This window comes from uncultured Bacteroides sp., assembly GCF_937912035.1.
Lineage (GTDB): Bacteria > Bacteroidota > Bacteroidia > Bacteroidales > Bacteroidaceae > Phocaeicola.
Map to the genome: position 1 here is coordinate 196493 of NZ_CALDPF010000031.1, position 23517 is coordinate 220009.

22 protein-coding genes are annotated in these 23517 nt (G+C 39.3%); 10 read left to right on the forward strand and 12 right to left on the reverse strand.

Translation table 11 applies throughout. The features are described 5' to 3' along the window. The first annotated feature begins 6 nt into the window (after positions 1-6). The 6 genes from tgt (at position 7) to xylE (ending at position 7967) form a co-directional block, all read left to right on the forward strand. Positions 7-1137 (forward strand): tRNA guanosine(34) transglycosylase Tgt, encoded by a 1131-nt coding sequence (gene tgt, locus Q0486_RS06500; protein ID WP_235327249.1) that lies wholly within the window; start codon positions 7-9, stop codon positions 1135-1137. Positions 1138-1180: 43 nt separating this feature from the next. Beyond that, a complete protein-coding gene (locus Q0486_RS06505) occupies positions 1181-2311 on the forward strand; it encodes an LptF/LptG family permease (RefSeq protein WP_299231357.1) in 1131 nt (376 codons plus the stop codon). 452 nt (positions 2312-2763) lie between these two features. After that, positions 2764-3495 carry an NUDIX domain-containing protein gene (locus tag Q0486_RS06510; protein ID WP_299231817.1) on the forward strand — a complete coding sequence of 244 codons (732 nt, stop codon included), beginning with the start codon at positions 2764-2766 and terminating at the stop codon, positions 3493-3495. 17 nt (positions 3496-3512) lie between these two features. After that, entirely contained in the window at positions 3513-4994 is a 1482-nt protein-coding gene (locus Q0486_RS06515) for an FGGY-family carbohydrate kinase (RefSeq protein ID WP_299231359.1), read from the forward strand. 61 nt (positions 4995-5055) lie between these two features. Further along, on the forward strand, positions 5056-6372 hold the full coding sequence (xylA, locus tag Q0486_RS06520) for a xylose isomerase (protein WP_299231361.1): 1317 nt from the start codon (positions 5056-5058) through the stop codon (positions 6370-6372). Positions 6373-6488: 116 nt separating this feature from the next. Beyond that, the gene (gene xylE, locus Q0486_RS06525) at positions 6489-7967 is read left to right on the forward strand and encodes a D-xylose transporter XylE (protein WP_299231363.1); all 1479 of its coding nucleotides are present in this window, start codon (positions 6489-6491) and stop codon (positions 7965-7967) included. 156 nt (positions 7968-8123) lie between these two features. Here xylE and Q0486_RS06530 read toward each other — a convergent pair whose 3' ends face one another. Next, the gene (locus Q0486_RS06530; protein ID WP_299231365.1) at positions 8124-8924 is read right to left on the reverse strand and encodes a M48 family metallopeptidase; all 801 of its coding nucleotides are present in this window, start codon (positions 8922-8924) and stop codon (positions 8124-8126) included. Between the two features lie 195 nt (positions 8925-9119). Between Q0486_RS06530 and Q0486_RS06535 the strand changes: the two genes are divergently transcribed. Genes Q0486_RS06535 through Q0486_RS06545 form a run of 3 tightly spaced genes read left to right on the forward strand, consistent with a single transcriptional unit; the run spans position 9120 to position 12446 of the window. Beyond that, positions 9120-10619: a 4Fe-4S binding protein gene (locus Q0486_RS06535; RefSeq protein ID WP_299231367.1), complete on the forward strand. Its 1500-nt coding sequence runs from the start codon at positions 9120-9122 to the stop codon at positions 10617-10619. A gap of 16 nt (positions 10620-10635) precedes the next feature. Beyond that, positions 10636-12012, forward strand: a complete 1377-nt coding sequence (locus tag Q0486_RS06540) for an aldo/keto reductase (protein ID WP_299231369.1) — start codon at positions 10636-10638, stop codon at positions 12010-12012. Next, entirely contained in the window at positions 12009-12446 is a 438-nt protein-coding gene (locus Q0486_RS06545; RefSeq protein ID WP_299231372.1) for a DUF1893 domain-containing protein, read from the forward strand. Before Q0486_RS06540 ends, Q0486_RS06545 begins: the two co-directional genes overlap by 4 nt. Before the next feature lie 5 nt (positions 12447-12451). Here the strand turns inward: Q0486_RS06545 and Q0486_RS06550 are convergent, their stop codons facing one another. Then, positions 12452-13255 carry an MBL fold metallo-hydrolase gene (locus Q0486_RS06550; RefSeq protein ID WP_299231375.1) on the reverse strand — a complete coding sequence of 268 codons (804 nt, stop codon included), beginning with the start codon at positions 13253-13255 and terminating at the stop codon, positions 12452-12454. A gap of 184 nt (positions 13256-13439) precedes the next feature. On the opposite strand from Q0486_RS06550, the gene Q0486_RS06555 reads away from it, so the two are divergent. Further along, positions 13440-14786: a cobyrinate a,c-diamide synthase gene (locus tag Q0486_RS06555; RefSeq protein WP_299231377.1), complete on the forward strand. Its 1347-nt coding sequence runs from the start codon at positions 13440-13442 to the stop codon at positions 14784-14786. Here the strand turns inward: Q0486_RS06555 and bioD are convergent. From bioD to Q0486_RS06605, 10 genes are read right to left on the reverse strand one after another with little or no spacing between them, the layout of a single operon-like run. Continuing rightward, entirely contained in the window at positions 14775-15428 is a 654-nt protein-coding gene (bioD, locus tag Q0486_RS06560) for a dethiobiotin synthase (protein ID WP_299231379.1), read from the reverse strand. The genes Q0486_RS06555 and bioD overlap by 12 nt on opposite strands. Continuing rightward, a complete protein-coding gene (bioC, locus tag Q0486_RS06565) occupies positions 15415-16194 on the reverse strand; it encodes a malonyl-ACP O-methyltransferase BioC (protein WP_299231381.1) in 780 nt (259 codons plus the stop codon). Before bioC ends, bioD begins: the two co-directional genes overlap by 14 nt. Next, positions 16187-16882 (reverse strand): pimeloyl-ACP methyl esterase BioG family protein, encoded by a 696-nt coding sequence (locus tag Q0486_RS06570; RefSeq protein WP_299231383.1) that lies wholly within the window; start codon positions 16880-16882, stop codon positions 16187-16189. Before Q0486_RS06570 ends, bioC begins: the two co-directional genes overlap by 8 nt. Next, complete coding sequence (locus Q0486_RS06575) at positions 16879-18066, reverse strand: 8-amino-7-oxononanoate synthase (RefSeq protein WP_299231385.1); 1188 nt, start codon at positions 18064-18066, stop codon at positions 16879-16881. The genes Q0486_RS06570 and Q0486_RS06575 overlap by 4 nt, the downstream gene beginning before the upstream one ends. A 2-nt stretch (positions 18067-18068) precedes the next feature. After that, positions 18069-19355 carry an adenosylmethionine--8-amino-7-oxononanoate transaminase gene (gene bioA, locus Q0486_RS06580; RefSeq protein WP_299231387.1) on the reverse strand — a complete coding sequence of 429 codons (1287 nt, stop codon included), beginning with the start codon at positions 19353-19355 and terminating at the stop codon, positions 18069-18071. After that, a complete protein-coding gene (bioB, locus tag Q0486_RS06585) occupies positions 19345-20301 on the reverse strand; it encodes a biotin synthase BioB (RefSeq protein ID WP_299231389.1) in 957 nt (318 codons plus the stop codon). Before bioB ends, bioA begins: the two co-directional genes overlap by 11 nt. 29 nt (positions 20302-20330) lie before the next feature. Then, positions 20331-20708, reverse strand: a complete 378-nt coding sequence (locus Q0486_RS06590) for a hypothetical protein (RefSeq protein WP_299231391.1) — start codon at positions 20706-20708, stop codon at positions 20331-20333. A 60-nt stretch (positions 20709-20768) separates the two neighbouring features. Further along, positions 20769-21539 carry a LytTR family DNA-binding domain-containing protein gene (locus tag Q0486_RS06595; RefSeq protein ID WP_299231393.1) on the reverse strand — a complete coding sequence of 257 codons (771 nt, stop codon included), beginning with the start codon at positions 21537-21539 and terminating at the stop codon, positions 20769-20771. Positions 21540-21552: 13 nt separating this feature from the next. Further along, positions 21553-22596: a histidine kinase gene (locus Q0486_RS06600; protein WP_299231394.1), complete on the reverse strand. Its 1044-nt coding sequence runs from the start codon at positions 22594-22596 to the stop codon at positions 21553-21555. 9 nt (positions 22597-22605) lie between these two features. After that, positions 22606-23517: an efflux RND transporter periplasmic adaptor subunit gene (locus Q0486_RS06605; protein ID WP_299231395.1), complete on the reverse strand. Its 912-nt coding sequence runs from the start codon at positions 23515-23517 to the stop codon at positions 22606-22608.

Genomic DNA, 23517 nt, shown 5'->3' on the forward strand with positions numbered 1-23517 from the left:
ATAAAAATGAAATTTGAATTACAATATACAGATTCCAAAACCAATGCCAGAGCAGGTCTTATCACCACTGATCACGGTCAGATAGAAACACCTATTTTTATGCCCGTTGGAACTTTGGGTACGGTTAAAGGTGTGCAGCTGCCGGAACTTAAAGATGACATAAAGGCACAGATTATACTTGGTAATACATATCATCTTTATCTCAGGCCTGGACTTGATGTGATTGAAGGAGCCGGTGGATTACATAAATTCAATGGTTTCGACCGCCCTATGCTTACCGACAGTGGAGGTTTTCAGGTTTTTTCTCTTTCTGGAATCAGAAAAATGCGCGAAGAAGGTGTGGAATTCCGTTCGCATATTGATGGTTCAAAACATTTGTTTACTCCAGAGAGGGTTATGGATATTGAGCGTACTATAGGTGCTGACATAATGATGGCTTTCGACGAATGTGCACCCGGTACTTCAGATTATAACTATGCCAAGAAATCAATGGAACTGACCCACAGATGGTTGGACAGATGTATAACGCGATTCAATGAAACAGAACCAAAGTACGGATATAACCAGTCTTTGTTCCCTATTGTGCAAGGATGTGTATATCCAGATCTGAGAAAACGTTCGGCTGAATATATTGCTTCAAAAGGTGCTGATGGCAATGCTATTGGTGGACTTGCTGTAGGTGAGCCTACTGAGAAAATGTACGAAATGATAGAAGTGGTTAACGAGATTCTTCCTACAGACAAGCCTAGATACCTTATGGGAGTAGGTACACCGGTGAATATACTAGAAGGTATAGAGCGTGGAGTTGATATGTTTGATTGTGTTATGCCGACCCGTAACGGTAGAAACGGAATGTTGTTTACCAAAAATGGTATAATGAATATGCGTAATAAAAAGTGGGAGAAGGATTATTCTCCTATTGAGGCAGATGGAGCATCGTATGTAGATACTCTTTACAGCCGTGCATATCTTCGCCATTTATTTCATGCAGAAGAACTGCTTGCATTGCAGATTGCTTCAATTCATAATCTGGCCTTCTATCTATGGCTTGTTAAGGAAGCCAGAGCACATATCATCGCCGGTGATTTCTCTACATGGAAACCTGCTATGGTAGAGCGTCTTTCCACACGCCTTTGATTAATGGCCTCGTGAATCCCATTAGAAACTCTATTTAATAATTATGAAGGAGAAACTGATAAAGCTTAGAGATAAATATCTGAAACGTTTTTGGTTGAGGCGTATAGATATATATATAATGAAAAAGTTCCTGGGCACTTTCTTTTTTGCTCTGGCTCTCATTCTGTCTATATCTGTGGTGTTCGACATAAACGAAAATATTGATAAATTTATCAATAACAATGCGCCTGTAGAGGCTATTATTTTCGATTACTACATGAACTTTGTTCCATATTATGCCAATCTTTTCAGTCCTCTGTTCATTTTTATTTCAGTGATATTCTTTACCAGTAAGTTGGCTGAGAATTCAGAGATAATAGCAATGTTTTCCACTGGTATGAGCTTCAAACGACTGCTTGTTCCGTATTTCCTGTCGGCTACCATAATCGCAATCGGCAGTTACATTCTTAGTTCTCAGTATATACCTAAAGGCAGTATCACGCGAATAGATTTTGAGGCTAAATACAAGAATAAGAAGAAGGTGAATTATGCAAGGAACATTCAGCTTGTGGTTGATACCGGTACTATAGCATATATGGAAAGATACGAAAACTATAATCTTACCGGATATAGGTTTTCTCTAGACAAATTCGAAGATAACAAACTTGTTTCTCATCTCACTGCAAAGCGTGTTACATACGATACAACGATGTTACACAAATGGATAGTCAGAGATTATATGATAAGGGAAATGAAGGGTATGAAGGAGGTTATAACAAAAGGTGACAGACTTGACACTATCATAAATATGGAACCTCAGGATTTTCTTATTACTCAAAGCCAATATGAGACACTTACAAGTCCTGAACTGAAAACATATATTGACAATCAGAAAAGACGCGGATTTGCCAATATTAAGGAATTTGAGGTTGAGTACTACAAACGAATCGCAACTCCGTTTGCAGCCTTTATTCTGACTCTTATAGGTGCGTCACTTTCTTCCAAGAAAGTCAAGGGTGGAATGGGTATGAATCTTGGAGTAGGTTTAGGCTTGAGTGCATCTTACATACTTTTCCAGACTATCTCTTCTACTTTTGCCATTAGTGGAAATGTTCCGCCTTTGGTTGCGGTCTGGATACCCAATATTTTATTCTTGTTTATTGCAATATATTTGTACATAAAGGCACCAAAATAACAGAATCTTATTTTTGAAATAAATTTGATGGCGCTTCGTAAAACGAAAAAAGTTTTATGAAGCGCCATTTTTAGTAAGTGTCTTATGCGAAGTTATATTTTTTTAACACTAAATCCTGTGTCAGTAAATATTGCTATAGATTCTCAGATTTGTGTAAGAAAATTTTATGTTATAAAATTACAATAACTCTATATTGAAATCTATCTGTATTTATAATGTAAATTCCTGTAAAATAAATAATTTCATGTAATTCCAGATATTGGTTGCCATGAGTGAATGTTTCAGTAAAATACATATTGTGTGTTATACGAAAAGGTTGTGGTGTGATATTGTAGTATTTATGATATGTATTTATCTGATAATTAGATATATAATGACGATTATTTTTGTTATTTATTTCTTGTTTAATAAAGAAAAATATCTTTTATTTGTATTCGGAAACAAAAAAACTTATAATTGATATGGAACATAAAATGCCTTTGGCCAACAATCATATTTCTGTTGACTGCGTTGTTGTGGGGTTCGATGGTGAACAGCTTAGAGTCCTTCTTCTCAGGCGAATAGGCGAGGATAGTGGCGAAGTTTTCCATGATATGAAATTGCCCGGTAGTCTTATATATATGGATGAGGATCTTGATGGTGCTGCATTAAGAGTGTTGAATGAACTTACCGGACTGAAAAACGTAAATCTTATGCAGTTCAAGGCATTCGGCTCTAAAGACAGAACAAAGAATCCAAAAGATGTTAGATGGCTTGAAAGAGCAGAAAAGGCGAAGGTAGAAAGGATTGTTACTATAGCATATCTTTCCCTTGTGAAGATAGACAGGGCATTGAATAAAAACCTGGAAGACTATCAGGCAGAATGGGTTCCGTTGAATGAAGTAAAAGACCTGGCATTCGACCATAATCTTATAATAGAAGAAGCCATGAAGTTTATACGTCAGTATGTGGAATTCAATCCTTCCTGTTTGTTTGACTTGTTGCCAAGAAAATTCACGGCTTTGCAGTTGAGGGTTCTTTACGAAGTACTGTATGGAAAACAGATTGATGTCAGGAACTTCCATAAAAAGATTATGATGATGGAATACGTTATTCCTATGGATGAATTCCAGCAAGGAGTCTCACACAGGGCAGCAAGATATTACAGATTTGACAAGAAAATATATAATAAAACAAGAAGATAATCTAAAACCATAATAACATGTATTTATTAGGATATGATATTGGTAGCTCGTCAGTCAAGGCGAGTCTGGTAAATGCCGTTACCGGTAAGTGTGTAGCTTCTGCTTTTTATCCTAAAACAGAAGCTGCTATTATAGCAGTTAGACAGGGATGGGCAGAACAGGAACCTGCAAACTGGTGGGAAAACCTCAAACTTTCCACTAAGGCAATAATGTCAGAGTCCGGAGTTAAGGCTGAAGATATCAAGGCGATTGGTATTTCTTATCAGATGCACGGACTTGTATGTGTAGATAAAAATCACAATGTTCTTCGTCCTGCTATTATATGGTGCGACTCAAGAGCTGTTCCATACGGACAAAAGGCATTCGAAACAATAGGCGAGGAGAGATGTCTGTCTCATTTGCTGAACTCTCCAGGTAACTTTACTGCATCCAAGCTTGCATGGATAAAAGAAAACGAACCGGAAATATTCGAGAAGATATATAAGATAATGCTTCCGGGCGATTACATCGCAATGCGACTGACAGGAGAGATTTGTACTACAGTATCAGGATTGTCAGAAGGAATGTTCTGGGATTTCAAGAACAACCGTGTGGCCGACTTACTTATGGATTATTACGGCTTCGACAAGTCAATCATTGCAGACATCAAACCAACTTTCTCAGAACAGGGCAGAGTGACTGCAGCTGCAGCACAGGAATTGGGACTGAAAGAAGGTATTCCTGTTACATATCGTGCCGGAGACCAACCTAACAATGCATTGTCACTGAATGTATTCAATCCTGGTGAGATAGCATCTACAGCAGGTACTTCAGGAGTTGTATATGGCGTAAACGGTAAAGTGAACTACGATCCTAAATCAAGAGTAAACACTTTCGCTCATGTCAACCATACAGAAGAACAGACTCGTCTTGGTGTGTTGCTGTGTATCAACGGTACAGGTATCTTGAACTCATGGATTAAGCGTACTGTTGTTCCTGAAGGAGTTTCATACGCAGAGATGAATAACCTGGCAGCCCAGGTTCCTATAGGATCGGGTGGTGTTAGTATATTACCTTTCGGTAATGGCGCTGAACGTATGCTTCAGAACAAGGAAACAGGATGCTCTATCAATGGTGTAAACTTTAATCTTCATACACGCAGCCATATTATACGTGCAGCTCAAGAAGGAATTGTGTTCTCTTTCAAATATGGTATAGATATTATGAAGGGCATGGGTATGGATGTACAGAAAATCCATGCAGGACATGCCAATATGTTCCTCAGCCCTATATTCCGTGAGACATTGGCTGGAGTGACAGGCGCTACAATTGAATTGTATGATACTGACGGTTCTGTAGGTGCAGCCAAAGGTGCCGGTATGGGAGTTGGTATCTATACTGATAATAACGAAGCATTTGCAACACTCGAAAAACTTCAGGTGATAGAGCCTAAGGTACAGGATGCCGCCGCATACGCTGAAGCATACGGACGTTGGGTGGAATATCTTGAGAAAATCTGAATAATTAAATAGAACGAAATAAATTTCAATTTAAATATTAACTTTATAAATATTGAATATTATGGCAACAAAAGAGTACTTCCCTGGTATTGGAAAAATCAAGTTTGAAGGTGTAGAAAGCAAAAATCCTATGGCTTTCCGTTACTATGATCCTGAAAAGGTAATTATGGGTAAGAAAATGAAAGACTGGTTGAAATTCTCTATGGCATGGTGGCACACACTTTGTGCTGAAGGTGCAGATCAGTTTGGAGTTGGTACAAAACAATTTCCATGGAAGACTAGTCAGGATAAAATTCAGGCTGCAAAAGATAAGATTGATGCCGGTTTTGAATTTATGCAGAAAATAGGTATCGAATACTACTGTTTCCACGATGTAGACCTTTGTGATGAAGCAGAAACAATTGAAGAATATGAAGCAAATCTGAAAGAAGTAGTGGCATACGCTAAACAGAAACAGGCTGAAACCGGAATCAAATTGTTGTGGGGTACTGCAAACGTATTCGGACACGCACGTTACATGAATGGTGCCGCTACAAATCCGGATTTCGATGTTGTAGCTCGTGCTGCTGTTCAGATTAAGAACGCTATTGATGCTACTATCGAACTTGGTGGTATGAACTATGTATTCTGGGGTGGACGTGAAGGTTATATGTCACTTCTAAATACAGACCAGAAACGTGAAAAAGAACATTTGGCTCAGATGTTGACCATTGCCCGCGATTATGCCCGTTCAAAAGGCTTTACAGGTACTTTCTTGGTAGAACCAAAGCCAATGGAACCTACTAAACATCAGTATGATGTTGACACCGAAACTGTTATCGGCTTTTTGAAAGCTCATAATCTTGACAAAGATTTCAAAGTTAATATCGAAGTAAACCATGCTACTCTTGCAGGTCACACATTTGAACATGAACTTGCAGTAGCAGTTGACAACGGTATGCTAGGTTCTATTGATGCTAACCGCGGTGACTATCAGAACGGCTGGGATACAGACCAGTTCCCAATCGACAATTATGAACTTATCCAGGCTATGATGCAGATTATCCGTGGCGGTGGTCTTGGAAACGGTGGTACTAACTTTGATGCGAAGACTCGTCGTAACTCTACAGACCTTGAAGATATTTTCATCGCTCACATCGCTGGTATGGATGCTATGGCTCGTGCTCTTGAAAATGCAGCTCGCTTGCTTGAAGAATCTCCATACAAGAAGATGCTTGCAGACAGATACGCTTCATTCGACAGTGGTAAGGGTAAAGAATTTGAGGAAGGAAAACTTACTCTTGAAGATGTTGTTGCATACGCTAAGTCTAACGGCGAACCAAAACAGACAAGTGGTAAGCAGGAACTTTATGAAGCTATTGTAAATATGTATTGCTAATATCTGATTGAGGAATAATCAGAATCTTGTTGGCGCATTGCTGTTGGCGATATTTGACTTAAGGCAGTGGTGTGCCGACTTCTTTTCCTTTTCTTAATTTATAAAATCTTGTTATTATGAATAATACAGAAAAAGGCAGTAAAGCCTATCTTTTTTCCATAGTCCTGGTTGCAGTTTTGGGAGGGCTTTTATTTGGATATGACACTGCTGTTATTTCCGGAGCAGAGAAAGGACTTCAAGCATTCTTTATGGGGGCAGGTGATTTTACATATACCGATGCCTGGCATGGCATTACTTCATCCAGTGCGCTTATAGGTTGTATCATTGGTAGTGCCATATCAGGTTTATTTGCTTCAAGGTTTGGACGTAAGAATTCATTGTTCATGGCAGGCGTTATGTTCTTCCTTTCAGCTTTAGGCTCATACTGGCCTGAATTCCTTTTCTTCGATTATGGAAAACCTACTTATTCTTTATTGCTTGCCTTTAATTTTTATCGTATCTTAGGGGGAGTTGGTGTTGGTCTGGCTTCGGCTATCTGTCCTATGTATATAGCGGAGATTGCTCCAAGCAATATTCGTGGTACATTGGTTTCATGGAACCAGTTTGCAATCATATTTGGTCAGCTGGTAGTGTATTTTGTTAATTTCCTCATTTTGGGGGATAATATAAATCCAGTAATCAAAGCCGTTGATGGTGTCAATCAGATTATTAACCCCGGAGAGTCGGTATGGGCAATCGAGACAGGTTGGAGATTGATGTTTGTTAGCGAGGCTGTTCCGGCTGGACTATTTACATTGTTGGTATTGCTTGTTCCTGAAACACCGAGATATCTTGCAATGGTTGGTAAAGATGAGAAAGCATTATCGGTACTTAGCAGAATTAATGGTATGAGTCAGGCAGAAATAATACTTCAAGAAATCAAGGCTACTGCTGAAGAAAAGACAGAAAAGTTGTTTACGTATGGTTGGACTGTGATTTTTGTAGGTATTATGCTCAGTGTGTTCCAGCAGGCAGTAGGTATCAACGCAGTGTTGTATTTCGCGCCTCGTATATTTGAAAGTATGGGTATGAGTAATCCAATGGTTCAGACAGTATTTATGGGTGTTGTAAACATATTGTTTACTCTGTTTGCCATATTCACAGTTGAACGTCTTGGAAGAAAGCCTCTTCTTATTTGGGGATCTATAGGTATGGCAATAGGAGCACTTGGTGTGGCATTAAGTAATGCGGTTACAGGTCTTCCTGCTATTGTTCCTGTTGTCAGTATCATGATATACAGTGCTTCGTTCATGTTCAGTTGGGGACCTATATGCTGGGTACTTATTGCAGAAATTTTCCCTAATACGATACGTGGTGGAGCTGTAGCGATAGCTGTAGCATTTCAATGGATATTCAATTTTATCGTTTCTTCTACATTCCTACCTATGTATAACATGAGTGCAGGTGATATGGGGGTTAAATTCGGTCACATGTTTGTGTATGGTTTATATGGAGTCATCTGTGTGGTTGCTGCTATATTTGTTTGGAGAATAGTACCTGAAACCAAAGGAAAGACTCTTGAGGATATGACTAGACTTTGGAGAAAGGACAGATAATAGTAATTAGTTGATGAATAAAAAATCCGCTTTGACAATGCCATAGCGGATTTTTTTATTCGTTTTCTATATTGCTGGAGTAACTTAGAGTTGTAAAAAAATATCCCTTTGCGAGATGCTCTGTCGTTTGAGATAAAATGTCTTGTTGTTTTATCTTTAATGCTTTGTCGTTTTATATTTCATAATTTCTGGCAATATCTTTTTTATTTCAGATATTCGGTGAGCATCGCTGGGATGTGTACTCATAAATTCTGGAATATTTCCTCCAGAACCTGCCGACATCTTTTGCCAGAAGTTGACAGCTACCTCAGGATTATATCCGGCAATTGTCATCAGTATAAGTCCCATGTAGTCTGCTTCCAATTCGTGTGTTCTAGAGAATGGCAACATTACTCCATATTGAGCTCCAATGCCGTAAACTGTTCCTGCTATGTTCTGTAACATTACACTTTTTTCTGATAATGCGGCAGAAAGAATTTGTGAGCCATATTGTGCCGCTATTTGTTGGCTCATTCTTTCATTGCTGTGTTTGGCTACAGCATGTGCCACTTCATGACCTATCACAACTGCCAGCTCATCGTCAGATGCTACGAGCTTCATAAGCCCTTCGTAAACTACAATTTTTCCACCCGGCATGCAGAAAGCGTTGACCTGCTTGTCGGCTACAAGATTGAATTCCCAGGAAAAGTTCTTGATTTCACCTGTCATACCGGCCTGTCTGAGGTACTCCTCTGTGGCTGTGGCTATTCTTTGGCCTACACGTTTGACCATAGCTGTTTGCGATGAAGACGTTGATTTCTTGGCAGTCTTGATATAATCATTGTATTGTGTAAGGCTTGATGACAGAACTTCTGAATCAGAGACAAGCAATAATTGTTTTCTGCCGGTCAGTGGAACAGAACCACAGCTTGTGAGCAGACACAATAAAGCATATATAAAGATGTTTCTTTTCTTCATAAGATTGGATTTTTAATATTTATAGGCAAATATCATAAAAAAAAACGATTATTCAAACTGTATGGATTGGAAACAGATTATCTATAATCATTCTAATTAGAACCTTTAGCTTACATATTGCTGGCTTTATTCTTCAAAAATATTCTTATTTTTTTCTACTTTTGTGTGAATGTATATAAATGACATTATTGTATTATGTTGAGAAAAGTTAGACAGATTCTAGCATTGGTGTTTTTCCTATGTATAACACTATTGTTCCTTGACTTTACCGGGACTGTGCATGCCTGGTTGGGTTGGATGGCAAAAATTCAGTTTATGCCGGCTTTATTTGCTGTAAATACAGTTGTATTGGTTTTCTTATTCCTGCTTACACTTATTTTGGGACGTGTATATTGTTCCGTTATATGTCCTCTTGGAGTTATGCAGGATGTTTTCTCCCGTTTTGGCGGAATGCGCAAGAATAAGAAAAATCGGTTTACCTATTCGCCGGCACTCTTTTATCTGAGATATGTAGTTCTGGCAATATTTATCGCCGCATTTTTTCTTGGAGCAGGTTCGGTGGTAGCTTTGCTGTCACCATACAGCTCATACGGAAGGATAGCTTCAAATATGTTTGCTCCTATATGGCAGTTTGGTAATAATATTCTGGCATATTTTGCAGAGCGTGCTGATAGTTATGCTTTTTATTCAACAGAGGTTTGGGTAAAGAGCCTTCCTACGTTTATTATAGCAATAGTTACTTTTATTGTAATATTTATTCTGGCATGGCGTAACGGGCGTACTTACTGCAATACTATCTGTCCTGTAGGTACAATATTGGGATTTATCTCACGATTCTCTATTTTCAGAATAGAGATAGATAAAGATAAGTGTAAAAACTGTCGTCTTTGTGCACGTCAGTGTAAGTCGTCATGTATTGACATTAAAAATCATAACATAGATTATACTCGTTGTGTGGCATGTATGAATTGTCTTGATTCATGTAAGCATGATGCTATACATTATGTATCGCGTTTCCGAAAGAATAAAGAAAACGAGGTGAAGAAAACAAGTCATACGGAAACAGATAAATCCAGAAGGGCATTTCTTACTACTGCCGCTGTGATTACAGCAGGAAGTGCGTTGAAGGCTCAGGAGATGAAGGTTGACGGAGGATTGGCAGAAATCATAGATAAGAAAGTTCCTCATAGGAATACTCCGATACTTCCTCCCGGAGCATTGAGCAAGAACAGTTTTGCCAAGCAGTGTACCGGATGTCAGTTATGTGTTTCTGTATGTCCTAATCAGGTGCTGCGTCCTTCAACTGATTTGATGCGACTCATGCAGCCTGAAATGTCGTATGAGAAAGGTTATTGTCGCCCGGAGTGTACCAAGTGTTCCGAGGTATGTCCTACAGGTGCAATAAATCTTATTTCACTTGCTGACAAGGCTTCCACGCAGATAGGGCATGCTGTATTTATTATGGAGAATTGTGTAGCGATTAGAGATGGAGTGGAATGTGGTAACTGTGAGCGTCATTGTCCTACAGCTGCCATCAAGATGATACACAGCAAAAAGGGTGATAAAACTTCACCTAGAATACCGTCGGTTAATGTTGAAAGATGTATAGGTTGTGGAGCGTGCGAGAACCTTTGTCCGTCACGTCCTTTCAGCGCAATCTATGTAGAAGGCCATGAACGCCATAGAATGATTTAATAATTAAGATTGTAGTATGGAAAAGAAAAATATAAATCGAAGGGATTTTATAAAGATAGTAGGGATAAGTACAGCTACGGTTAGCGGACTGTTTTATGGATGTGGAAAAGGTAAATCTGATGAAAATGTCTCTTCAGGCCCTACATCACCGGTTCCTGTGGATAAGATGACATATCGTACATCCGAACGTGGTGACAAGGTTTCATTGTTAGGATATGGCTGTATGCGCTGGCCTACACTTCCTTCTCCTGCTGGTGACGGTAATGTCATAGACCAGGATGCCGTAAATGAACTTATCGACTATGCAATGGCTCATGGTGTGAACTATTATGACACGTCTCCGGTTTATGTACAGGGATGGTCGGAAAAATCGACTGGTATAGCTCTCAAACGTCATCCGAGGGATAAGTTCTATGTCGCTACTAAACTGTCTAATTTTTCTAATTACACGCGTGAAAATTCCATAAAGATGTATAAGAGGTCGTTCGAGGAACTTCAGGTGGATTATATCGACTATTATCTGCTTCATTCTATCGGTAATGGAGGAATGAAGACTTTCCGTGCCAGATATATTGATAATGGGATGCTTGATTATCTGATAGAAGAAAGAAAGGCCGGAAGAATTCGCAATTTGGGATTTTCGTTCCATGGTACACAGGATGTGTTCGATGAGGTGCTAGCCATGCATGATAAGGTACATTGGGATTTTGTGCAGATACAGTTGAATTATGTTGACTGGCGCCATGCATCAGGCCGTAATGTAAATGCCGAATATCTGTATGCGGAGCTTGAAAAACGTAACATTCAGGCTATTATAATGGAACCGCTTTTGGGAGGACGATTGTCGAATGTACCTCAGCATATTGTTGACAGATTCAAGCAGCAACGTCCTTCGGACAGTGTCGCGTCTTGGGCTTTCCGATTTGCCGGGACTTGGGATAAGGTGCTTACTGTCCTGAGCGGTATGACATATATGGAACATTTGCAGGACAATATCCGTACATACTCTCCATTAGTCCGTCTTACTGATGAGGACAAGGAATTCCTTGAAGAGACAGCACAGCTTATAAAGAAATATCCTACAGTGCCTTGCAATGACTGCAAATACTGTATGCCATGTCCGTACGGTATAGATATTCCTGCCATATTGGTTCACTACAACAAATGTGTCAACGAAGGTAATGTACCGAAGTCAAGTAAGGACGAGAACTATGACAAGGCACGCAGGGCATATCTTGTAGGTTACGACAGAAGTGTTCCGAAACTGAGACAGGCAAGCCATTGCATAGGCTGCAAACAGTGTATAGAGCATTGTCCTCAGGATATAAATATTCCTCGTGAGTTGCATCGTATAGACAGTTTTGTAGAGTCATTAAAGCAAAATAAGTTATGATTCAATCTTGGGATGGTGAGATGTCGTCATTGAAAGACGAGTTGCAGAAAGGCGGCTGGTCGTGCGTCATAGGCAATGGCGCTGAGATGCGGACGTTCTCACGCAGAGGTGTAGCAGATTTGTATGATGTACTTATGACCGAGCCTGCATTACTTGAAAGGGCTTCAATAGCCGATAAGGTAGTAGGGAAGGGAGCTGCTGCACTTATGGTTTTGGGGAAAGTTTCAAGACTTCATACACATATAATAAGTACTCCGGCATTAGCATTATTGCGCAGTGCCGGAGTAATTACCCATTTTGATATAGAGACAGATTATATTATTAATCGTGACGGGACAGGACGATGCCCTGTCGAGACTTTGTGCGACGGATTGTCTGAACCGGAGAAAATGCTGCCTCTTATATCGGATTTCCTTTCTAAGGTACGTTCCTGAGACATTTACAGTTCAAATATTCCTGTAGGTGACATTCTTCTTAAAGGAACTACTTCCAAATCCCTGCCAACAATTATATCTTTTGATTTTAAAGCGGTTTCTACAGTTTTCAAAGCCAGCTCGGGATGATTGTTGTCTTTGCTTAAATGGCATAGCCACAGGTATTTCAGTCGTGAAGGGAAATTACATGAAATAAACTCTGCCAGTTCCTTGTTACATAAATGTCCGTTGCCGCTTGCAATTCTTTCCTTCAGGTGAGTAGGATAAGGACCAGTGTCAAGCATAGTCTTATCGTAGTTCGCTTCCATTACCAGATAGTCAGAAATGCTTACAAACTTAGCTACAGTAGGAGTGATGCGTCCTATGTCAGTTATGAACGTAAATATCTTGTCGCAAATCTTTATGCTATATCCGACATTGTCAGTCGAGTCGTGAGGAACCTCAAAACATGTAATTTCCAGATCATCCAGCTGAACAGTCTCTCCTTTGCTGATAAATCTTTTCATACTGTCTGCCAACTTTTCGGTCATGCAATAACTTCTTTTAATGCCTTCATGTACCTCGGCTGTCGCATATACCGGGATATTATGTTTTCCTGCAAGATGTCCTACTGCTTTTATGTGGTCTGCATGATCGTGTGTTACGAATACAGCCTTCACGTCACCCAGATTCAGACAGTGATCCTTGAAAATTTTCTTTACGGTACGTATTCCCAATCCACCATCGATGAGAATAGAAGTATTGCCGTTGCTCAGGTAATAACAGTTTCCGCTACTTCCACTTGCAAGGCTTAAAAACTTTATATTCATATTGTTAATTCGTATTTTGTGTTTCAGCTTTTCCCATTTTTGGAAAAGTTGTGCGAAATTACAAAAAATAGCTCTAAAAAACTATTTCTACTATGATTTTGTAGGCATAGATATCATTCAATACTATGCTGAAAGAATATTTTTTGTACTTTTGTATCCGCATTTTAAAGACTGTAATAACAAAATGAAACCACAATTTCTTATAGGAGGAGCCACATCAGGAAGCGGAAAGACAGTTTTCGCTTTAGGTCTGCTTCGTGCCTTGAAGAAACGTGGAATAAAGGTTCAGCCATACAAGTGTGGTCCCGGATTTATGGATACTCAGTTGCATGCCATATCTTCTGGAGTCGACTCTGTAAATCTTGATTCCTGGTTTGCGGGACGTACTCATTTGCAATATGTGTATAATAAGTATGGTGAGAAGGCAGATGTATGTATGATAGAAGGCAATTCTGCATTGTTCGATGGTTACAAAAGGATGCAGGGTAGCAGTGCTGAGATGTCACAATTACTTTCGGTTCCAGTAATATTGGTTGTCAATGCCCGTTCTGCCGCCTATTCTGTCGCTCCAATGCTTTATGGTTATAAGTTATTCCGTCCGCAGGTTAAAATTGTTGGAGTGGTATTTACTCATGTTTCTTCGCCTACACATTTCTCATACCTTAAAGATGCCTGTAATGATGCAGGTTTAAATAGCCTTGGTTATATACCTTACGACGAGAATCTTAAGCTCCCCCAGAGACATAGTGCCCTTACTCAGTCTGTCCGTTCGGAGATAGAGGGAGTGGCAGAAAAAGTTTCTGAATACGTAGAACAGAATGTGGATATTGATCGTATTATAAAGATGTGTACACGTATATTTCCGTGTAAATATACACTTCCTTATACATCAGATTTAGAGGAAACTGAAACGGAACTTGTTATCTCGGAAAAAAGATTTCGCATAGCTATTGCAAAAGATAGTGCATTTAATTTTTTGTATAAGGAGAATCTTGATAAATTATCATCTTTGGGAAATATTATGTTTTTCAGCCCGTTATATGCTAAGGAACTTCCGGAGGCTGATCTGATATATTTCCCCGGAGGTTTTCCAGAACTTTTTGCACGACAACTATACAGGAGAAAAGAATTTTTGCATTATCTTAAATCTTATGCAGAGAATGGAGGTAAAATTTTGGCAGAGGGGGGAGCTGTATTGCTATTGGCCCAAACTTTTACTGCTAGAGATGGAGGTACACCATACGAAATGAGTGGGGCTTTGCCTATACACTGTTTCGTAAACAAGTCTGGTGTTATTTCCGGATATAGGATGCTTCCACTTGATACCGCTAAATTTAAAGGATATGAGTCACGCTATTTGTCACTTGAAAGTGCTGATATGGATAATTATGATTCAGTTGTCTCAAAAGTAATTATAGAGAATACCAGAGGAGTGGATTCTGGCACTCCTCTGTTAAGATATAAAAATGTAATAGCAAGTTTTACTCATTTTTATTGGGGAGACACTGATATAATAAGATTATGGGATTGAGATTTCCGGAACTTCCAGAAAATCAGCTTCAGGAAACTCTTTTGAAATAATTTTCTTTATGTAGTCCTTGGTATCTTCTCTTATTATTTTGTCGTCACATTCAGGATATAGATTATAGATAAATGTGTGTAGTTTAATTCCTTTTTTTTTGATAGCTTCCAGACTCAGCAGTATGTGGTTAATGCTACCCAATCTGCCTGAAGCTACAAATACCAGCATATAATTTTTCTTTGCGATATAGTCAATAGTCAATAACTCTCGTGTGAGTGGCACCATCAGTCCGCCTGCACCTTCCACAAGGACAGCATCGTATTTTTCGCTCAGAGTATTTGTAGCCTTCTCTATTTTGTCAAAGTCAATTTCTCTTTTGTCAATCTCTGCAGCCAGATGCGGAGAACATGGGTATGTGAATATTTCGGGCATGGTCAGTCCGTTCAAGTCCTCTTCAAGGAGTCCAGTACACATTATTTTCCTGTGCAGTTCTATGTCTTCCGACATATCAGTATTGCCGGTCTGTATGAACTTCTGGGTAATAGTTCTGATACCTTTAGTATTCCATAACTTAGCCAAGAATCCGGTTGCATAACTCTTGCCTATATTGGTGTCTATACCGCTTACAAAATAAATGTTATTCTTTTTCATGATTTTTCTTTTTACAGATTATGTATATAGGATTATATGTCAGTGTTACCATGTCATTCTCAGTCGAGAACAGTTCCTTATATCTGGTGATAAAACTGTTCAGTTCCTTTCGTGTCCATTTTTCTTTCTTAATGCCATTCACGCCTGTTTTTTTGAGATGCCTCAAGACATCCTCAGGAGAGTTGAAATACAGACATATTTTTTCTTCTCCAGAGTATATTATATCGTAGTGTTCTGTCAGAGCATCTCGGATAGTTTCCACATCAATGTATCTTAACATTGAGGAATTGACCGAAGCTATTTCCCTGAAATTATCCGGAGCAAATGTACTTATTGCAAGAATACCGGAATCTGTAAGCTTTTTTCTGCATCCGTTCAGGAAGTCTATAGGATTTTCAAACCATTGGATGGCAGAACATGAAATAATCATATCCTGATTCTCTGGCAAATCTATACTTTCAGCATCACCGGGCAAGAAACTGCTGTTTTCATTCAACAGTTCATGTATCTGATACTCCATCTCCTCACATATATCGTTCATTATAAGTTTCTCTACAGCATTCTCCTTAAGGAAAATACGTGTGAACAGTCCTGTCCCACAGCCTATTTCCAGTACATTATTTTTCCTTGTTTGTGGGGCGAATCTCTTTATAATGTTGTTCATTTGCTCGGCAATGTGTCTTTGTATTACAGCATTGTCAGAGTAAGTATATCTTGCCTTTGAGAAACGTTGTCTGACCAGATCTTTATCAATGTAATTATTCATATTGGTAAAAATTTGATTTTTCGGGATTCAGAAGAAAGTGATTGAAAAACTCAGAGCAATAATGTTCCATATCTTCTAGGGTTACAACCTGTGTTTCTGTATCTTTCCACGATGCAATCTGGTTTTCCGGCGGAAATATCTTGTCAGACATACCTATTATAGCCATATCCCATTTCAGTGATTTTTCCTTCTCATCCTCGTGAACCATATTCCATAAACTCAAAAGTTCTTGTTTAAGGCTCTCTATGTCACGATATGGCATGTGTGAAAGGAATTCTTTTGTATTATCCGTGCTTCCACATATTCTTCTTCTGAATCTTGTTAGAGTCTTTTCGGAGAAATTTTCCATTGTGCCTTTGAAGATTTCTACAGGAATGCCATAAGTATCGTTTATTGGATTAGTGGTTCCATTGAAAGCCGTCTTTTGTCTTATTTTCAGATGACAGGCTTCTTCCCTTGAAAGAATATCTGTGGCAACCCATACACCCATTGACCATGCTAATACAGTAATACCTTTATATTGCATGACTGATGTATAGTCGAATTCAAGATTGCTGTAGTCAAAGCACAGCATATAGTCGTATCCCTCATTGATATCTCTGTTGAAGAGGTTCTCATCAGAGCCCCATCCGGCAAAGAACAATATAAGTTCAGGATTATTTTCTTTCTTTATGAATACTTGTTTCATATACTTTGTATTATGATTTCTATTTTTTCGTTCAGACGATTGATTTCATCCTCAGTAACAGCTGCAGTAAGCGAAAATCTCAGTCTTTCCGAACCGGCAGGTACTGTGGGTTGACGTATAGGCAGGACATAATATCCTTCCTTCTGCATCAGCTCTGAAGCCGCTATGGCCTTTTCATTGCTTCCGAGCATAAAAGGAATGATGTGACTGTCCGAAATACAGTCTATTCCCATGGACATGATTTTATCTTTGACCATACGCGATATGAGTGACAGATGTTTTCTTCTGTCATTCCATTCCTCCAGGCGACTGAATATATATCTGGTCCAGGCAATATTGACAGGAGGCAATGCTGTTGTAAATATAAACGGACGCATCTTGTTTATCAGATATTTCCTTACATCAGACGAACATACCACATAAGCACCTGCAGAAGCAAGAGCCTTACCTAAAGTGCCGCAAAGAAAGTCTATATTGTTTATGCAGCCTTGTTCTTCGGCCACACCGAGCCCTTTTTCTCCTCTTACACCTATGCCATGGGCCTCGTCTACGTAAAGCATTACGATAGGGTATTTCCTCTTTATTTCGCTTAACAGCTTTAAGTCAGCCACATCTCCATCCATACTGAAGATACTTTCTGTAACTATAATAATGCTACTGTAAGAATTGTAATATTTTTTTACAAGCATTTCCAGCTGTTCATAGTCCTGATGCCTGAATCTTATGCATTGGGAGCCTGTGAGTCTGATTCCGTCTATTATGCTGGCATGAACCAGTTTGTCTGCCAGAACAAGTGTGTTTTTATCTGTTACGGCAGGCAATATCCCAGTATTCATCTGATACCCGCTTCCGAAGAGGAGTGAAGACTCTCTCTCAAACTTCTTTGCTATCAGGTTTTCCGTTTCCTGATAAATCTGATAATTACCTGAAAGAAGCCTTGAGGAAGAAGAAGTGAACGGAATATCTTCAATTCTGCATTTTGTCAGGAAATCTTCCTGTATTTCTTTTTCGGATGCTATACCCAGATAGTCGTTTGACGACAGATTAAGCATAGGACTACTGTATTTGCCGTCTTTTATGGTCACAAATTTGCCGTCATGTATAATGTCCGGCAATTTTCTCAAACCTCCGGACCTTTCCAGTTCCTGAAGCTCGTTATGTATTCTTGTCTCTATATGATTCATGGTCAGTTCATTATGATTTTCAGAAGTGATGATGTAAGCTTGCTTAACTCTTCGGCGGTGATAATGAACGGAGGCATGATATAAACCAGTTTTCCGAAAGGACGTACCCAAATGCCTTCTTCCACAAAGCGTTTCTGGAGATAAGCCATGTCCACCTCTTTCTTCATCTCTATTACACCTATTGCGCCCAATACTCTTACATCCTCCACTTCAGGACATTCCTTTGCCGGTGCAAGTTCTATCTTCATCTGTTTCTCTATCATTTCAACTTTCTCTTTCCAGCCTGAAGATAGAAGCAGTTCGACTGAAGCCTTGGCTACAGCACACGCCAACGGATTCCCCATAAATGTAGGGCCGTGCATAAATACTCCAGGCGATGCGGAAGATATTCCGTGAGCTATCTTCTCGTTTGTAGCCACAGCAGAGAATGTCATGTATCCTCCTGTCAATGCCTTGCCGATACACATAATGTCCGGTACTATTCCTGCATGTTCGTAAGCGAAAAGTTTGCCTGTCCTGCCGAATCCTGTAGCAATCTCATCGAAGATTAATACCAGACCGTATTTTTTGCACAGTTCAGATGCTTCGATAAGATATTGCGGATGATAGAACCGCATACCTCCTGCACCCTGCACTACTGGTTCCAGTATCAGCCCTGCTATTTCATGGTGATGATTCTCGATAATATTTTTCAATGGCTCGATATCATCTGTCAGCCATTCTCCTCCGAAACGTGATTTTGGGGAAGGAGCAAAGAATCTCACCGGAAGTGAACTGCCGAACAGACTGTGCATACCGGTTACTGGGTCGCATACCGACATGGCATTCCATGTATCGCCATGATATCCCGAACGTATGGTGACGAAATTCGTCTTCTCTTTGTTGCCTTGCGAGTGCTGGTACTGTACTGCCATCTTCAATGCAACTTCCACAGCCACAGAACCACTGTCGGCATAGAATATATGTTCCATTTTATCCGGCAATATATCGAGAAGAAGTTTTCCAAGGTCTATTGCAGGCTGGTGTGTGAATCCGCCGAACATTATATGCGACATATTTTTCAGCTGGTTTTCTATAGCACTGTTCAGTACCGGGTGGTTGTAACCATGCACTGCACACCACCATGACGACATCCCGTCAATCAGTTCCGTACCGTCTTCCAGATAAATTCTGCATCCTTCCGCCCTTTTCACCTTATAAGTGGGTAGGGGATTGTTGGTTGATGTGTAAGGATGCCACAAATGCTTTCTGTCGAAAGAGTCGAAGTTTATATTTTCATTAGAGTTCATATCCGCTTTCTTTTATTCTTTTTATATCTTCATCTATACCTGAACCTATTGTAGTCAACAGATTGCCTACAATGGCCGAGTTTATTCCTGTGTAAAGAGCCTGCTTTACACCTTCTTCACTGATCTGACTTCTTCCACCCGCAAATCTGAGATATGCTTTAGGGTTTACCATACGGAATAAAGCTATAGTCCTCAGAATTTCCTCTTCAGTGAGCTTTTCTGTATTTTCAAGAGGAGTTCCCTTTATGGGCTGCAGAAGATTGATAGGAATAGACAATATGCCCAGGTCTCTCAGTATCAGGGCCATTTCAGCTCTGTCCTCCATACTCTCACCCATACCTATTATACCACCGCTACACACAGTCATTCCACATTTCTGTGCAGCCTTTATCGTCTCTATCTTTTGTTCCTGAGAATGTGTGCTACACAGTTTCCCGAACATTCCCGGTGATGTTTCAAGATTGCAATGGTATCTTTCTACTCCTGATTCATGGAGTTTTTGCAGTTGCTGGTAGTTGACAAGGCCAAGTGAGGCACATAACTTTATATTACAGTTCTCTTTTATTTTCCGATATATGCTGCATATCTTGTCCAGTTCTCTGTCGTTAGGTTTTTTCCCGCTTGTGACAAGAGAGAATCTTGACACTCCGTATCTTTCGTTCTCAGCAGCATGTTTCACACAAATATCTTCTGAAACTACTCCGTATTCTTCTATGTTTGTGGAGTAATGAACCGATTGTGCGCACCATTTGCAGTTTTCGGGACATCTTCCGGATTTTGCATTTATAATGGAGCACATGTCAAATTTGTTTGAGGCAAACTTCAATGTTATCTGGTGTGCTAACTCTATCACCTCGCTCAGAGGATAATGCTTCACTATATGAAGAATGTCTTCAACATTTACATAGTCTCCGTTTAGAATTTTTTGTCGAATTTCAGCTATCATATATCAATTGTAATAAAAAAAGAAGACCTTCAGCCAAAAAGGGTTATTTCTTTTTGGCTGAAGGTCTTCCTGTCAGTTTTATAATAATCTAGATTTTCAGGATTACAGTCCAGAGTTATAACAGAAGGTATATAGTTTCGTACAGACACATTTATCCCAAGAATATCGGACTGAATATCTATTTGCACTTCCTTATCGTTATACTCATCTGCTTCTTTCTTCTGGTTTATTTTAGGCAAACTTTCCCTATATTCTTTCTTGTCAAGTGCAGAATCTGCAATATCCTTACTTACATGTCCTATGTTCACCTGACAGCGAATACTTGCAAAAACAGCATAAGCTTTACGGCTCCATTTACGGAAACGTACACTTTTCTTGAAATAATATTTACTGTCTTTAAAGTTCATATTGTTTGGGAATTGCGTTGCAAACTTAAATAAAAAGATTTACAAATCAAAATATTCTTTTCAGAACCACTCTTTGAACTCTGAAGCCTTTGCCTTGCTTATGATAATCTTATCTTTCAGTTCGAACGGAATATTAAGGTTTATAACAAGCCGTCCGTTGAACCACAGGCTTATATCCTTTATGGCTTTTCTTGATATAAGGAACTGTCTGTTTGCTCTGAAAAAGAGTTTTGGATTAAGCATATCGGTAAGATCATCAAGAGACATTGTAAACGGATGTTGTTTTCCGTCTTCATCAACGGCTTTTACCATTCCGTCTGATATGTAGAAGAACAATATCGAATTGACGGACAAAGGAACGAACTTATCTCCTTTCACTGGAATCAGGAAGTGTGATTTATAGTTTTCTTCCTTGTTTAGCTTTTTTACTATTTCATTGATTATGTCGCTTTGTTTTTCGCTTTCACTTTTATGTGATACAAGCAAGTCCAGTTTTGCAAAAGCCTTTTTCAGATCTTCTGCATTAATAGGCTTCAGAAGGTAATCAATACTGTTTACCTTGAATGCCTTTAGTGCATATTCATCGTATGCGGTTGTAAAAATGATAGGGCAGAAGATTTTTATATGGTCGAATATTTCGAATGCGGAGCCATCTGCCAGATGTATATCCATGAAAACAAGTTCCGGCATCCCGTTGTTTTCCAGCCACTCTATACTTTCGTTTATGCTGTCTGCCTCACCAACTATTTCCGCTTCGGGACATACTTCGGCAAGTATTGCCTTAAGGTTTCTTAGTGCTGCCTTTTCGTCTTCTATGATAAATATTCTCATCTTGCCTGTAGTTTTATATAAGTGGTAGTATGACTGAAAATCGTTTCTCTGTTTCTATTATTTCTATATCTTTCTTATATAGAAGTTTATATCTGGTGCTTAGATTGTTCAGCCCTATTCCTGTACTGCTTACTGTTCCTCTTCGTAATTGTAAGTTGTTTGAAACCTCTATAAAGTCACTTTTGGTTGTGATGTCAATTTTCAAAGGATGACGGTTGCTTATCTCATTGTGTTTCACAGCATTTTCTATAAGCATTTGTATTGCCATCTTCGGTATTTGTCTGTTTACTGCGGTCTCGTCAATATTGAAATTGAATATCAAATTATCCTCATACCTCATTTTCAGAAGATATATGTATGAATGTACTAATTCCATTTCTTCGTTTAGTGTAATAGAATGCGAGTCGTTGTCCTTCTGTAAGGTATATCTCATGACTTTTGAGAGTTCGCTCAGATATTCCTGGGCTTTTTCGGGTGATTCCCTTATCAGTGAATATAGTGTGTTGAGAGAATTGAAAAGCATGTGTGGGTTCAACTGGTTCCTTAGTGCCTCAAACTGGTTGGCTATGTTCTCTATCTTCAGTTGTTGCATTTCCATCATCACTTTTCTGCTTTTCAGGCTTCTGTTCATCAGATAACAGCTCAGGGTGATTATTCCTGCTAGAAGGAAATCTCTCAGTGGATGTGTATATACGTGTACACTGGCTTCTATGGCCGGTATGCCGTATGTCCTGTGAAGAAGTACGAAACACTTTCCCATGATTCCGTTAAGCAACAGATCCAGGAAAAACATGATAAATACTTTTTTGGTACTTAATTCTATGCTTTCGCCATTGAATCTGAAAATTATTCTGTTGAGCCAGAACAATATGATAATGGACAGATAGGTGAACAGGACTTCACTGCCAACCTGTGTCCAGTCTAACCCGGGATATCCAGTGTTGGCCTCTTCGGGACTGAATAACGCTATCAGTTCCGGAAAATTCATGGTAAATGCCACGGTTATCCCAATGGCATTTACCAGCAAGTGATATTTGTTTCTGCTGAAATATTTCATTCCGCAAAGTTACATATTTTTATTCAGTTGCGCATTTACATACATGCCCGGGCGGAATAATTTGTTTGTTTCCTTCACCTTGGCATATACGTTTATTGATCGGTTTTCTGTGTTTACAGTCTGGTCGATAGATGTGATTTCTGCATTGAACGTCGTATCTTTTATACCATTTACTGTAAATGTAAGAGTTTCAGCGATGTTCAGATGTGCAAGGTCTTTTTCGTATGCTGTAAGGAGAAGCATTATTTCCGATTTGTTTATGATTTTACATACCGATTCTCCTTCACCTACATATGTTCCAAGATTTACATTCATATTTGTGACATATCCGCTTATCGGAGCCTTTACCTCAAGATACGTTTTGATACCGTTCTTCAGAAGTTCGTCCGTGTCAACATCCAGCAGTGTAAGTTTAGCTTTCGATGCTTCCAGCTGGCTCTTCATGGAAAGATATTCTGCCTTGCTCTGTTCGAATTTCTTTTCAGATGCAGCTTCTTCCGAGACAAGTTTTTCCTGTCTTTTGTATTCTTTTTCCAGGAATTCTGTCTGTGCATTGGCAGTCAGGAATTCCTGCTGCAGAAGAATGAAATCCGGATTTTTTAGCGAGGCTATTATTTCTCCTTTTTTCACGTAGTCGCCTTCAAATACGGATATTTCGTGTATTGAGCCGCCCATAGTCAGTGTAAGTGTGGAACTCATTTTAGGAGGCATTATTATTACTCCGTTGAATGACACAGGAGGCATTACCTGTGTAGCTCCGGTATTGGCGTCTGTTTCTTCTGATTCCGCATTGATATTTGCTGTTGTGTCTTCAATAGTGATGTTTTCACTTACTGTTTCATTTGATGAACCGTTTTCTCCCGAACAACCTATTATGATAAAGGCTGAGAATATGCTAATCGGTAAAAATATCTTTTTCAT

Bases quoted from the DNA above. Each gene is read 5' to 3' on its own strand.
- tgt (WP_235327249.1), top strand. From the start codon at position 7: ATGAAATTTGAATTACAATATACAGATTCCAAAACCAATGCCAGAGCA.
- Q0486_RS06505 (WP_299231357.1), top strand. From the start codon at position 1,181: ATGAAGGAGAAACTGATAAAGCTTAGAGATAAATATCTGAAACGTTTT.
- Q0486_RS06515 (WP_299231359.1), top strand. From the start codon at position 3,513: ATGTATTTATTAGGATATGATATTGGTAGCTCGTCAGTCAAGGCGAGT.
- xylA (WP_299231361.1), top strand. From the start codon at position 5,056: ATGGCAACAAAAGAGTACTTCCCTGGTATTGGAAAAATCAAGTTTGAA.
- xylE (WP_299231363.1), top strand. From the start codon at position 6,489: ATGAATAATACAGAAAAAGGCAGTAAAGCCTATCTTTTTTCCATAGTC.
- Q0486_RS06530 (WP_299231365.1), bottom strand. From the start codon at position 8,924: ATGAAGAAAAGAAACATCTTTATATATGCTTTATTGTGTCTGCTCACA.
- Q0486_RS06535 (WP_299231367.1), top strand. From the start codon at position 9,120: ATGTTGAGAAAAGTTAGACAGATTCTAGCATTGGTGTTTTTCCTATGT.
- Q0486_RS06540 (WP_299231369.1), top strand. From the start codon at position 10,636: ATGGAAAAGAAAAATATAAATCGAAGGGATTTTATAAAGATAGTAGGG.
- Q0486_RS06545 (WP_299231372.1), top strand. From the start codon at position 12,009: ATGATTCAATCTTGGGATGGTGAGATGTCGTCATTGAAAGACGAGTTG.
- Q0486_RS06550 (WP_299231375.1), bottom strand. From the start codon at position 13,255: ATGAATATAAAGTTTTTAAGCCTTGCAAGTGGAAGTAGCGGAAACTGT.
- Q0486_RS06555 (WP_299231377.1), top strand. From the start codon at position 13,440: ATGAAACCACAATTTCTTATAGGAGGAGCCACATCAGGAAGCGGAAAG.
- bioD (WP_299231379.1), bottom strand. From the start codon at position 15,428: ATGAAAAAGAATAACATTTATTTTGTAAGCGGTATAGACACCAATATA.
- bioC (WP_299231381.1), bottom strand. From the start codon at position 16,194: ATGAATAATTACATTGATAAAGATCTGGTCAGACAACGTTTCTCAAAG.
- Q0486_RS06570 (WP_299231383.1), bottom strand. From the start codon at position 16,882: ATGAAACAAGTATTCATAAAGAAAGAAAATAATCCTGAACTTATATTG.
- Q0486_RS06575 (WP_299231385.1), bottom strand. From the start codon at position 18,066: ATGAATCATATAGAGACAAGAATACATAACGAGCTTCAGGAACTGGAA.
- bioA (WP_299231387.1), bottom strand. From the start codon at position 19,355: ATGAACTCTAATGAAAATATAAACTTCGACTCTTTCGACAGAAAGCAT.
- bioB (WP_299231389.1), bottom strand. From the start codon at position 20,301: ATGATAGCTGAAATTCGACAAAAAATTCTAAACGGAGACTATGTAAAT.
- Q0486_RS06590 (WP_299231391.1), bottom strand. From the start codon at position 20,708: ATGAACTTTAAAGACAGTAAATATTATTTCAAGAAAAGTGTACGTTTC.
- Q0486_RS06595 (WP_299231393.1), bottom strand. From the start codon at position 21,539: ATGAGAATATTTATCATAGAAGACGAAAAGGCAGCACTAAGAAACCTT.
- Q0486_RS06600 (WP_299231394.1), bottom strand. From the start codon at position 22,596: ATGAAATATTTCAGCAGAAACAAATATCACTTGCTGGTAAATGCCATT.
- Q0486_RS06605 (WP_299231395.1), bottom strand. From the start codon at position 23,517: ATGAAAAAGATATTTTTACCGATTAGCATATTCTCAGCCTTTATCATA.